Origin of the sequence: Streptomyces sp. NPDC005899 (assembly GCF_040629645.1) — a bacterium.
Taxonomy (GTDB): Bacteria; Actinomycetota; Actinomycetes; order Streptomycetales; family Streptomycetaceae; genus Streptomyces.
On the sequence record NZ_JBEXWB010000211.1, the window covers coordinates 1 to 11,205 of the forward strand.

The 11,205-nt window shown below is 73.6% G+C and carries 12 protein-coding genes; 8 read left to right on the forward strand and 4 right to left on the reverse strand.

Features of this window, described 5'->3' with window-relative positions:
- Window positions 1–59: 59 nt before the first annotated feature.
- Window positions 60–398, reverse strand: coding sequence for a divalent-cation tolerance protein CutA (cutA, locus tag ABZ371_RS21670; protein ID WP_358682137.1), 339 nt, complete (start codon window positions 396–398; stop codon window positions 60–62).
- A gap of 63 nt (window positions 399–461) precedes the next feature.
- A complete protein-coding gene (locus ABZ371_RS21675; protein WP_358682140.1) occupies window positions 462–1,064 on the reverse strand; it encodes an NAD(P)H-dependent oxidoreductase in 603 nt (200 codons plus the stop codon).
- 95 nt (window positions 1,065–1,159) lie between these two features.
- Between ABZ371_RS21675 and ABZ371_RS21680 the strand changes: the two genes are divergently transcribed.
- From ABZ371_RS21680 to ABZ371_RS21695, 4 genes are all read left to right on the forward strand, one after another.
- Window positions 1,160–1,978 (forward strand): aminotransferase class IV, encoded by an 819-nt coding sequence (locus ABZ371_RS21680; RefSeq protein ID WP_358682142.1) that lies wholly within the window; start codon window positions 1,160–1,162, stop codon window positions 1,976–1,978.
- Between the two features lie 14 nt (window positions 1,979–1,992).
- A complete protein-coding gene (locus ABZ371_RS21685) occupies window positions 1,993–2,454 on the forward strand; it encodes a DUF5990 family protein (RefSeq protein ID WP_358682145.1) in 462 nt (153 codons plus the stop codon).
- Window positions 2,455–2,792: 338 nt separating this feature from the next.
- Window positions 2,793–3,488 carry a hypothetical protein gene (locus tag ABZ371_RS21690; protein ID WP_358682148.1) on the forward strand — a complete coding sequence of 232 codons (696 nt, stop codon included), beginning with the start codon at window positions 2,793–2,795 and terminating at the stop codon, window positions 3,486–3,488.
- Window positions 3,489–3,511: 23 nt separating this feature from the next.
- The gene (locus ABZ371_RS21695) at window positions 3,512–4,150 is read left to right on the forward strand and encodes a class F sortase (RefSeq protein ID WP_358682151.1); all 639 of its coding nucleotides are present in this window, start codon (window positions 3,512–3,514) and stop codon (window positions 4,148–4,150) included.
- Here ABZ371_RS21695 and ABZ371_RS21700 read toward each other — a convergent pair whose 3' ends face one another.
- Window positions 4,151–4,945 carry a TSUP family transporter gene (locus ABZ371_RS21700; protein WP_358682154.1) on the reverse strand — a complete coding sequence of 265 codons (795 nt, stop codon included), beginning with the start codon at window positions 4,943–4,945 and terminating at the stop codon, window positions 4,151–4,153. It abuts the gene before it with no gap.
- 138 nt (window positions 4,946–5,083) lie between these two features.
- On the opposite strand from ABZ371_RS21700, the gene ABZ371_RS21705 reads away from it, so the two are divergent.
- The 4 genes from ABZ371_RS21705 to ABZ371_RS21720 all read left to right on the forward strand — a co-directional run bounded on the left by ABZ371_RS21705 (window position 5,084) and on the right by ABZ371_RS21720 (window position 10,554).
- Window positions 5,084–6,328: an FAD-dependent oxidoreductase gene (locus ABZ371_RS21705; protein ID WP_358682157.1), complete on the forward strand. Its 1,245-nt coding sequence runs from the start codon at window positions 5,084–5,086 to the stop codon at window positions 6,326–6,328.
- Window positions 6,328–8,913, forward strand: coding sequence for a nitrite reductase large subunit NirB (gene nirB / locus ABZ371_RS21710; protein ID WP_358682160.1), 2,586 nt, complete (start codon window positions 6,328–6,330; stop codon window positions 8,911–8,913). Before ABZ371_RS21705 ends, nirB begins: the two co-directional genes overlap by 1 nt.
- Window positions 8,913–9,272, forward strand: a complete 360-nt coding sequence (gene nirD / locus ABZ371_RS21715) for a nitrite reductase small subunit NirD (protein ID WP_358682163.1) — start codon at window positions 8,913–8,915, stop codon at window positions 9,270–9,272. The genes nirB and nirD overlap by 1 nt, the downstream gene beginning before the upstream one ends.
- A gap of 115 nt (window positions 9,273–9,387) precedes the next feature.
- Window positions 9,388–10,554 (forward strand): alkaline phosphatase PhoX, encoded by a 1,167-nt coding sequence (locus tag ABZ371_RS21720; protein WP_358682166.1) that lies wholly within the window; start codon window positions 9,388–9,390, stop codon window positions 10,552–10,554.
- Between the two features lie 61 nt (window positions 10,555–10,615).
- On the opposite strand, the gene ABZ371_RS21725 is transcribed toward ABZ371_RS21720, so the two are convergent.
- The gene (locus tag ABZ371_RS21725; RefSeq protein WP_358682169.1) at window positions 10,616–11,038 is read right to left on the reverse strand and encodes a VOC family protein; all 423 of its coding nucleotides are present in this window, start codon (window positions 11,036–11,038) and stop codon (window positions 10,616–10,618) included.
- Window positions 11,039–11,205: the final 167 nt, after the last annotated feature.

The window sequence follows — 11,205 nt, forward strand, 5'->3', positions numbered from 1 at the left end:
GGTGATGGCTCCCGGGCCGGCCCGGGAGCCGGGGGTGGAGACCGGGTCGCCGCGCCCCGTCACAGGGCCGCCGGCGGCGCCGTCTGCGCCGTCACCCAGGCGAGGTAGCGGGCGCTGCCGCGCACGACGGGTGTCGCGATGATCTCCGGGGTGTCGTAGTCGTGCGCCGCCACGAGATGGGCCTCCAGTTCGTCGTAGCGCTGTGCGGTCGTCTTGAACAGCACCTCCCACTCCTCGGTCGTCTCGACGGCGTTCTGCCACCGGTAGACGGAGCGGACCGGAGCGGAGATCTGGGCGCAGGCGGCGAGCCGAGCCTCCACGGCGCCCCGGGCCAGCATCTGGGCCTTCTCCTCGCCGTCCGTCGTCGTCCGTACGGTCAGCCATGCCGTTTCCGTCATGCGGGGCCTCCTCGGTCGTCCGGGTGTACGCGCGTGCTCCCCGATTGTCGGCCCCGCACCGGGTCAGCCGCCGTACGGGTGCCGCTCCCGGGCCTCGCGCAGGGTACGGCCCCACCACACGAGTCGGTCGAGCATCGTCCTGGCCGCCGCCTCGGAGGGTGCCGGGTCCTTGGGCCGGCCCCGGTCGTCGAAGAGGGCGCCCGCGTGGTGGAAGGAGACGGTGTCGCGCATCGAGACGGCGTGCAGTTCGGCGAAGACGAGGCGCAGCTGTTCGACGGCGCGCAGACCGCCCGAGACTCCCCCGTACGAGACGAAGGCGACGGGCTTGGCCTGCCATTCGGTGAAGTGCGCGTCGATGAGGCGCTTGAGCGGGGCCGGGAACGAGTGGTTGTACTCGGGCGTCAGCACGACGAAGGCGTCGGCCCGGGTCAGCCGGGCGGAGGCGGAGCCGGGCCGTGCCACGTCGATCAGTTCGACGTCGATGTCCGGGTGGCCGGACGCCCGGTCGAGGAACCAGTCGGCGATCACGGGACCGAACCGCCCCTCGCGGTCGCTGCCGAGGATGGCGGCCACTTTGAGCGGGCGGGCGGAGGGGGTGGCTACGGCTGTGGTGGGAGCGGATGCGATGGAGGCGGATGCGGCCGGAGCGGATGCGGTGATGTCCATGAGCCGCACACTCGCGCCTCAACCATGGTTGAGGTCAACTCCGCCCACCCGAGGCGCCCGCCGGGCGCGGAGCGGCAGGCCGTAGCGTGGGGCCCATGACCACTGCCCCGTCCGAGCTGTACGTCGAGTTCGACGGCCGTCCGGCGACCGCCGGAGACCTGCGGATCCCGGCGTTCGCCGGGTACGGCCACTTCACGGCGATGCAGGTCAGGGACCGCGCGGTGCGCGGTCTCCCCCTGCATCTGGACCGGCTGGACTCCGCGAACCGGGACCTGTTCGGCCTGCCCCTGGAAGGGGGCCGGGTGCGGGAGGCCATCGCCCACGCACTCGACGGCGCCGGGGTACGGGACGCCTCGGTCCGCGTGTACGCCTTCATGCCGCCGGGCGACACGGACACGACGGTCATGGTCACCGTGCGGGCCCCGGCGCGGTCGGACGCGGCACCGAAGGGCCTGATGTCCGTCCCGTACGCGCGCGCCGTGCCGCACATCAAGCGCGCCGGCGAGTTCGGCCAGTTGTACTACGGCCGGTCGGCGGCGCGGTCGGGGTTCGACGAGGCGCTGCTGACCCTGCCGGGCGGGGTGGTGACCGAGGGCGCCGTCACCAACGTCGGCTTCCTGTCCGGCACCACGGTGGTGTGGCCCGACGCCCCGGCGCTCACCGGCGTCACCATGGCGCTCCTGGAGCGCGGTCTCGCCGGGACGGACCGGCCGTCCGCCCGGCGGCCCGTGACGCTGGACGGCCTGGGCGCGTACCGGGCGGCCTTCGTCACCAGCTCACTGGGGATCGCACCCGTGCACCGGATCGACGACACGGTCTTCGAGGTGGACGAGGAGCTGATGGCACTGCTGGAGCGGGTGTACGACGAAGCCCCGGCGGACCCGGTCCGGCACCTCCCCGCCCACCCCGCGTGAAGGACCATGGGCGCATGCAGATCCACATCGAAGGTTCAGACCTCCCGGGCCGCACCTGCCCGCCCGGCACCGACTTCGCCGGTTTCGGCAACATCCACGTGGGTGTGCAGCGCAAGGACCGTCCGGGCGAGCTGCTCACCCCGTTTCCGGGAGACGCGCCCCGCGCCTCGTGGACCCTCGACTGCTCGGTGACGCACGGCCCGGACGGCGTCGAGGTCACCGGCCCGCACATCCAGGACCGGCTCGGCGGGCGCTTCGTCTACCTGTCCTGGGGCACCGTGGACGAGGCCGGCGTGTTCACCATGTTCCGGCGCGCCAAGCTGATGATCGGCGACATCGACCCGGAGGTGCTCGGGGCCGCCGCGCTGACCGGCCACCTCACCGCGCGGCTGCGGCTGAGCGACGGGAAGGGGCAGCCGCGGTGCGCCCGGGTGCGCCCGCCGGACATCGCGTGGTCCGCCACCGGCGGAGCATGAGACCGCCCTCACCGGGCCCGAGGGGGGAGGGCCGGCGAGGGCGGTTTCCGTGGGCCGGCGGGGGATGCCGTTCCCATGGGGGGGGGTTGAGATGCGTGTGCCCGGTCACACCCGGAGCACACATGTGATGCGCGTCACCTTTCAGGGGGTGGGCTCACCCGATCGGCACCTGGTGACCCGCATGGCCGGGGACACCGCCGCGACCTGCGCCGCACCGCGGCAGCCGGGGCGGGACGAACGCCCGGACGGGTGAAAACTGACTGCGTGTCAGCAGGCCGCGACCCGTGGCCGCCCGTTAGGTCGGAGGCAGGACACATCCGTCTGCCCGGAGGATTCCCATGCGCAGCCCTGCCCGCCTCGTGACCGGTACCGCCACCGCGGCCCTCACCGCCGCCGTGCTCGGCCTCGCCACCGCCGCCCCGTCCGCCTCCGCGGACGACTCCGGCCGGCTGGAGTTCGCTCCGGCGGCGGCCGTGCCGGGTGCCGCGGTCACCGTGACGACCACCGCCTGCGGCGACGGCGAGGCCGGCTTCGGCGACGCGGCCGAGCTGGAGGCCGGGGAGTTCGAGGTGGAACCCGGCGCCTCCGGCCAGGGGGCGACCGGCAGGTTCACCGTCCCGGCGCAGGCCGCGCCGGGGACGTACGCCGTCGGGGTCTTCTGCGACGACGGCAAGGAGGCGGCCGGGGACCTGGAGGTCACCACCGCCCCCTCCCTCCTCTCGGGCGCCTCCTCGGCGGGCTCCACCGCCTGGCCGAAGCCGGACACCGAGCTGGAGGAGGGTGCCGCGCCCGAGCCGGAGGCGGAACCGGGGACCGGGGCCGCGACCGAAGCCGGGCCCGGGGTGCGGCCCGCACCCACCGCCTCGTCCGAGGCGTGGCCGGACCGGCCCTCCGGGCACGTCGGCACGGGCGTCGGCGGAAGCGTCGGCCCGGACCCCGGCCGCGTCGCCGCCGGCGCCGGGGTGCTGGGCGCGGCCGCCCTGGCCGGGGCCTGGCTCCTGCGCCGCCGCGCGCACGGCGCCCAGGACAGCTGACGGGCAGCGGTCGCGACGGCACCGTGAACGGGACGAGGACGGCCCTGCGGGCCAGGTTCTGGCTGCTGGGCATCGCCGTGCTGTGCGGACTCTGGCTGGTGCAGAACGGGATGGCCACCCGGACCGTGCCGCCTCAGCCGGTCAAGGCCGAGGCCTTCGACGCGGGCCCCCGCCCCCGCCCGGGCGCCCGTGTCGCCGCCCCCCTCCCGCCCGCCGAACCGGCCCGCGTCCGCGTCCCGCGCATCGGTGTGGACGCGCCCCTGATGCGGCTGGGGCTGAACGCGGACGGCAGCCTGGAGGTACCGCCCGCCCGCGACCGCCACCTCGCCGGCTGGTACGGCGAGGGCACCCCACCGGGGGCGAAGGGCACCGCGGTCGTCGCCGGTCACGTCGACAACGACGAGGGGCCGTCCGTCTTCTACTCCCTCGGCTCCCTCCGGAAGGGCGACCGCGTCGAGGTCGACCGGGTGGACGGCAGCACCGCGGTCTTCGCCGTCGACGCGGTCGAGGTGTACGGCAACGAGGACTTCCCCGACCGGAAGGTCTACGGCGCCTCGGAACACGCCTCCCTGCGCCTCATCACCTGCGGGGGCGGCTACAGCCGGCGGACCGGCTACCTGGGCAACGTGGTGGTCTTCGCCCACCTCACCGGGGAGCGGTGATCAGGCCGTCCACTGGTCGAAACCGAGCTTGGCGACGAGCGAGAAGACCACGACGAGCAGCACCCCCCGGACGAAGCCGCTGCCCTTCCTGATGGCCATGTGCGCGCCGGCCATCCCGCCCGCCAGGTTGAACACGGCCATGAGCGCGGCGAGCTGCCACAGCACGGTGCCCTGGTAGGCGAACATCGCCAGCGCGCCGGCGTTGGTGCACACGTTGACGATCTTGGCGTTGGCGGACGCGGTGACCAGGTCGAGGTGGAGCACGGCGGTCAGCGCCAGGACGAGGAACGTGCCGGTGCCCGGGCCGAACAGCCCGTCGTAGAAGCCGATACCGCCACCGCACAGCACGACGGCGGTGATCGTGCGGGCCCGGGTCACCTTCCGGTCCGTCCCGTCACCGGCCGCCACCGCCGTACCGAAGGACGGCCGCAGCACCACGAACGCCGCGACGCCGAGCAGCACCACCATGATCACCGGGCGGAGCACGTCACTGCTGATCCCGGCGGCGAAGAAGGCACCGGTCATCGACCCGGCCAGCGCCGTCAGCCCGATCCGCACCGCGGTGCCCACCTGGACCGGCGCTCTGCGCACGTAGGTGACGGCGGCGCCCGTGGTGCCGACGATGGCGACCGCCTTGTTGGTGCCGAGGACGTGGGCGGCCGGAACGTGCGGCAGACCCAGGAGCAGCGCGGGCAGCAGGAGGAGCCCACCACCGCCCACCACCGCGTCGATCCAGCCGGCCGCGGCGGCGGCCAGGCACAGGAGAACAAGGGTGGTCAGCGATATCTCGGGCATGTCCGCGACCCTAACCGGCTCCCTCCCGCCGGCCGCCACGGCCCTCACAGGGGACACGGGCGCGTGCTGAGCGCAAGGTTCCTCCCGGGAAACAGGAGGGATGCGGTCGGGTAACACCGGCCCCGCAGTCTCTTCGACATGAGGACACAGAGCGGGAACGCGGGGCGTGTGGTGGTGATCGGCGCCGGGATGGCGGGCGCGCGGCTCGCCGCCCGGGTACCCGGAGTCACCGTCATCGGCGAGGAGGAGCACGCGCCGTACAACAGGGTCCTCCTCGCCGAGGTGCTGGCCGGCCGGTACGAGCCGGACGTCATCGCGCTGCCGCCCGCCGAGGTGCGGCGCGGGGTGCGGGCCGTCCGCATCGACCGGGCCGACCGGGTCGTGCACTGCGACGACGGCAGCGTCGTCGGCTACGGGCACCTCGTGCTGGCGACCGGCTCGAACCCGGTGCTGCCGCCGCTGCGCGGCCTCGGCCACACGCTCCCGGACGGGGTGCACCCCTTCCGCACCCTCGACGACTGCCTCGCGCTGCGGACGGCCGCACGCCCCGGCGTACGCGCGGTCGTCATCGGCGGCGGTCTCCTCGGGGTCTCGGCGGCGCGGGCGCTCGCCGAGTGCGGTGCCCAGGTGGTGCTGGCCCAGCAGGGCGAGCACCTCATGGAACGGCAGCTGGACGCCGAGGCGGCCGGGATGCTGCGGGGCCACCTGGAGGGACTGGGCGTCGAGGTGCACACGGAGTGCCGGGTGCGCGGGCTGCGCTGCACCGACGGGGACACCCCGGCCGTGCGGGCCGTGGAGCTGGCCGACGGATACGAGCTGGCGGCCGAGATCACGGTCCTGGCCTGCGGGGTCCGGCCCAGGACCGGCCTGGCGCAGGCCGCCGGCCTGGACGTCGGCAAGGGTGTCGTCGTCGACGACGAGCTGCGCACCTCGGACCCGTACATCCACGCGGTTGGCGACTGCGCCGAGCACCGGGGCACCGTGTACGGGCTCGCGGGCGCGGCCCTGGAACAGGCGGACGTGCTGGCCGAGGTGCTGGCCGGGCGCCCCGCGCGGTACGGCGGCACCCGGGCGCTGACCCGCCTGACGCTGCGCTCCCCTACCGCCTCCGCCGCTCCGGTCCCCGCCGGGCCGTCCGGCGCTCTCGACCTGGCCGCTTTCGGCGACTCCCGCCCGATGCCCGGCGACGACGTGATCCGGCTGGCGGACGCCACCCGGGGCGCGTACCGCACGGTCGTCGTCCGGGGCGACCGGCTGGCGGGCGGGGTGCTGTTCGGCGACCTCGCCGCGGTCGGCACCCTCGCCCGCACCTGGCAGGACGACGACCCCCTTCCCGCGGACACGTCCCTGCTCCACCTGCTCACCAACGACGGAGGCTTCTGATGCCGGTGTCCACTCCCCCGACCGCCCTCACCGCGGGCGTGCCGACGATCGTGGTCGTCGGGCACGGCATGGTCGGCCAGCGGTTCCTGGAGGCTCTCGCCGACCGGGGCCTGACCGCCGCCGCGGGCACGGCGCGGGTCGTGGTGCTCTGCGAGGAGCCCCGCCCCGCCTACGACCGGGTGCAGCTGACCTCGTACTTCTCCGGGCGGACGCCGGAGGACCTCTCGCTCGTCGAGCCGGGCTTCATGGCACGGCACGGCATCGAGCTGCGCGTCGGCGACCCCGCGGAGAGCATCGACCGTACGGCGCGCACGGTCACCGCGCGCTCCGGGGAGACCTTCTCCTACGACACCCTGGTGCTGGCCACCGGCTCGTACCCCTTCGTGCCGCCCGTGCCCGGCAAGGACTCCGAGGGGTGTTTCGTCTACCGCACCATCGAGGACCTCCTGGCGATCGAGGAGTACGCGAAGACGGCGACGACCGGCGCGGTCGTCGGCGGCGGGCTGCTCGGCCTGGAGGCCGCGGGGGCGCTGAAGGGGCTCGGGCTCGACACGCACGTCGTGGAGTTCGCCCCCCGGCTCATGCCGGTCCAGGTCGACGAGGGGGGCGGCGCGGCGCTGCTGCGCACCATCGAGAACATGGGCCTCTCCGTGCACACGGGTGTCGGCACCCAGGAGGTCACCGCGGGCGCGGACGGCCGGGTGAACGGCATGGCGCTGTCGGACGGCTCCTCGCTCGAGACCGACCTCGTGGTCTTCTCCGCGGGCGTACGGCCCCGGGACCAGCTGGCCCGTGACTGCGGTCTCGCGGTCGGCCCGCGCGGCGGCATCGTCGTCGACGAGGAGTGCCGCACCTCCGACAGGGACGTCTTCGCCATCGGGGAGTGCGCGCTGGCCTCGGACGGCCGGGTGTACGGGCTGGTGGCGCCGGGCTACGAGATGGCGTCGGCGGTCGCCGAGGTGATCGCGGGCAACACCGCCTCCTTCACCGGCGCCGACCTCTCCACGAAGCTGAAGCTGCTCGGTGTGGACGTGGCCTCGTTCGGCGACGCGCACGGCGCGGCCGAGGGCTGCCTCGACGTCGTGTACGCGGACTCCCGGTCCGGCGTCTACAAGAAGCTGGTGATCGGCCAGGACGGCACGCTCCTCGGCGGTGTCCTGGTGGGCGACGCCGACCAGTACGGCACGCTGCGGCCCATGACCGGCACGGTGCTCCCCGTCGCCCCGGAGCAGCTGGTGCTGCCGGCCGGTGCGGGCGGCCCCGTCACCCTCGGCCCGTCCTCGCTCCCCGACGAGGCCGTGATCTGCTCCTGCCACAACGTCACCAAGGGCGCGATCTGCGAGCACACGACGCTGCCGGAGGTGAAGAAGTGCACCAAGGCCGGCACCGGCTGCGGGAGCTGCGTCAAGGTCATCGGCCAGCTGCTGCCGCAGCCCGAGGACCAGGGGATGTGCGGCTGTTTCGAGTACACCCGCAGCGAGCTGTACGAGATCGTCCGCACCCTCGGTGTCACGACGTACGCGGACCTGCTGGACTCGCACGGCCGTGAGGCGGCCCGCGGCGGGGACGGCTGCGAGGTCTGCAAGCCCACGGTCGGCTCGATCATCGCCTCGCTCGCCCCGACGGTCGGCGCGAGCGGCTACGTCCTGGACGGTGAGCAGGCGGCGCTGCAGGACACCAACGACCACTTCCTGGCCAACCTCCAGCGCAACGGCTCGTACTCCATCGTGCCGCGCATCCCCGGCGGTGAGATCACCCCGGAGAAGCTGATCGTGATCGGCCAGGTGGCGCGGGACTTCGGGCTCTACACGAAGATCACCGGGGCTCAGCGGATCGACCTGCTCGGCGCCCGCGTCGACCAGCTGCCGCTGATCTGGACCCGCCTCGTCGACGCCGGCTTCGAATCGGGGCACGCGTACGGGAAGTCGCTGCGCACGATCAAGTCCTGCGTGGGGCAGACCTGGTGCCGCTACGGCGTGCAGGACTCCGTCAGGATGGCCATCGACCTGGAGCTGCGTTACCGCGGCCTGCGCGCCCCGCACAAGCTGAAGTCGGCCGTATCGGGCTGCGCACGGGAGTGCGCCGAGGCCCGCGGCAAGGACTTCGGGATCATCGCCACCGCCCAGGGCTGGAACCTGTACGTGGGTGGCAACGGCGGCGCCACCCCGCGCCACGCGGACCTGCTGGCCCAGGACCTGTCCGACGCCGAACTGGTACGCCTCATCGACCGGTTCCTGATGTTCTACATCCGCACGGCCGACCGCCTGGAGCGCACCTCGACGTGGCTCGACCGGATCGAGGGCGGCCTGGAGCACGTGCGGGACGTCGTCGTCCACGACTCGCTGGGGCTCTGCGACGAGCTGGAACGGCTCATGGCCGACCACGTCGCCGGCTACCGCGACGAGTGGGCCGAGACCATCAACGACCCGGAGCGGCTGCGGCGCTTCGTCACCTTCGTGAACGCCCCCGACGCACCCGACCCCTCGGTGAAGTTCGTCCCGGAGCGCGACCAGGTCAAACCCGACCTGGACATCCTCGCCGGGCCCGTGCTCGCCATCCGTACCCTCGAAGGGACCTCTTCCTGATGACGACCCAGACGATCGAGACGGCGCGGGAGACGCGGACGATCCAGCTGTCGGACGGAGCGGGCTGGCTGACGGTCTGCGACCGTGAGCTGCTGACACCGGGCCGCGGGGTGGCCGCCCTCCTGCCGGACGGCCGGCAGGTCGCGCTCTTCGTCGACCGGGCCGGGCGGGCGTACGCGATCGACAACCGCGACCCGTTCACGGGCGCCTACGTCCTCTCGCGCGGCCTGGTCGGTTCCTCGGGCGGCCGCCCGTTCGTCGCGTCCCCGCTCCTGAAGCAGCGCTTCGACCTGGAGACGGGCGTCTGCCTGGACGACGACGAGGTCAGCGTCCCGGTCTTCCCCGTCCGCGCGGACTGATCCCGCCCCGTTCACCGGCCGTTGCCGCACCGTCCACCGCGTGCCTCTACGGTCCTGTCGTTCGACCCGCCGGGCCGACCGGGCCGGCGGGCCACGCGACACCCGTGGAGTGATCGTGGAACGTCGGACCTTCTTGCGCACATCGGTGGTCGGGGCCTCGGCGGCGGCCTTCGGCGGCACCCTGTGGCGGGGTGCCGCCCTCGCCGCCCCGGCCCAACCGGGCACCGGGCCCTACGGCGCGCCGCAGGCCGCCAACAGCGACGGCATCCTGCTGCCGAGCGGCTTCACCAGCCGGGTCGTCGCCCGCTCGGGACGCACCGTGCCCGGCACCTCGTACACCTGGCACAGCGCCCCCGACGGGGGCGCCACGTTCGCCGACGGCGGCGGCTGGATCTACGTCTCCAACGCCGAGGTCTCCTCGGGCAGCGGTGGCGGAGCGAGCGCGCTGCGCTTCGACGCCTCCGGGACCGTCACGTCGGCCTACCGGATCCTGTCCGGCACGAACAACAACTGTGCGGGCGGCCGGACCCCGTGGAACACCTGGCTCTCCTGCGAGGAGGTCACCCGCGGGTACGTGTACGAGACCGATCCGCAGGGTGTCGACGCCGCGGTGCGTCGCCCGGCGCTCGGCCGCTTCAAGCACGAGGCGGCGGCCGCCGACCCCGACCACGGCTACGTCTACCTGACCGAGGACGAGACGGACGGCCGCTTCTACCGCTTCCGCCCGGCCACGTGGGGCGACCTCTCCTCCGGCACCCTCCAGGTGCTCGTGGCGGGCTCCGGCACCTCGGGCGCCGTCACCTGGACGACCGTGCCCGACCCGGACGGTTCTCCGACCGAGACCCGCTACCAGGTCTCCGGCGCCAAGGTGTTCAACGGCGGCGAGGGGTGCTTCTACGCGGCGGGCACCTGCTGGTTCACCACGAAGGGCGACAACCGGGTGTGGGCGTACGACGCGAACGCCTCCTCCCTCTCGCTCGTGTACGACGACTCGCTGGTCACCGGCGGCGCCGCCCCGCTCACCGGGGTCGACAACGTCACCAGGTCCGCCTCGGGCGACCTGTACGTGGCCGAGGACGGCGGGAACATGGAGATCTGCCTGATCACGCCCGGCGGCACCGTCGCGCCGTTCCTCCGGATCAACGGCCAGTCCGGTTCGGAGATCACCGGTCCGGCCTTCTCGCCGGACGGCACGCGGCTCTACTTCTCCTCGCAGCGCGGGACGAGTGGCAGTTCCTCCGGCGGCATCACCTACGAGGTCACCGGCCCGTTCCGCCGCTGAGCGTCCCGGCGGCCGGGCCAGCGCCGCGGCAGCGGCCGTGCGCCGCCGCCCCGCCGGGGCGTCAGGCCCGGCCGCCGCCCTCGACCGCCGCCGGATCCATCCAGACGACCTCCCAGATGTGGTGGTCGGGGTCCTGGAAGGAGCGGCCGTACATGAAGCCCTCGTCCATCGGGTCGTTGGCGGGCGAGCCGCCGTTGGCGAGCGCGGTGTCGGCCATCTCGTCGACCTCCTCCCGGCTCTCCGCGCTGAGCGCGAGGAGGACCTCGGTGGTCCGGGAGGCGTCCGCGATCTCCTTCTTGGTGAAGTCCTTGAAGCGCGGCTCGCTGATGAGCATGGCGAAAATCGTGTCGCTGATGACCAGACAGGCCGTCGAGTCGTCACTGAACTGGGGGTTGAAGCCGAAGCCGAGCTTCGAGAAGAAGTTCTTCGTCGTCTCCAGGTCCTTGACCGGCAGGTTCACGAAGATCATCTGAGGCTGAGGCATGATCGTTCCACTCTTCCGTCCGGGCGCTTCACGCGTCTCGTGGCGCCGTGTGCGAGCGCTTGTGCACGGTAGACGGCCGGGCCGGGCGGAACTCATCGCCCGCGGGAGGGGCGATTTCCGGCCTCCGCGCGCGGGCCCGCCCTGGAACCCCACCCGCCCGCCCCGCG

Coding starts and splice junctions, on each gene's coding strand:
- cutA (WP_358682137.1), bottom strand. CDS start 398: ATGACGGAAACGGCATGGCTGACCGTACGGACGACGACGGACGGCGAG.
- ABZ371_RS21675 (WP_358682140.1), bottom strand. CDS start 1,064: ATGGACATCACCGCATCCGCTCCGGCCGCATCCGCCTCCATCGCATCC.
- ABZ371_RS21680 (WP_358682142.1), top strand. CDS start 1,160: ATGACCACTGCCCCGTCCGAGCTGTACGTCGAGTTCGACGGCCGTCCG.
- ABZ371_RS21685 (WP_358682145.1), top strand. CDS start 1,993: ATGCAGATCCACATCGAAGGTTCAGACCTCCCGGGCCGCACCTGCCCG.
- ABZ371_RS21690 (WP_358682148.1), top strand. CDS start 2,793: ATGCGCAGCCCTGCCCGCCTCGTGACCGGTACCGCCACCGCGGCCCTC.
- ABZ371_RS21700 (WP_358682154.1), bottom strand. CDS start 4,945: ATGCCCGAGATATCGCTGACCACCCTTGTTCTCCTGTGCCTGGCCGCC.
- ABZ371_RS21705 (WP_358682157.1), top strand. CDS start 5,084: ATGAGGACACAGAGCGGGAACGCGGGGCGTGTGGTGGTGATCGGCGCC.
- nirB (WP_358682160.1), top strand. CDS start 6,328: ATGCCGGTGTCCACTCCCCCGACCGCCCTCACCGCGGGCGTGCCGACG.
- nirD (WP_358682163.1), top strand. CDS start 8,913: ATGACGACCCAGACGATCGAGACGGCGCGGGAGACGCGGACGATCCAG.
- ABZ371_RS21725 (WP_358682169.1), bottom strand. CDS start 11,038: ATGCCTCAGCCTCAGATGATCTTCGTGAACCTGCCGGTCAAGGACCTG.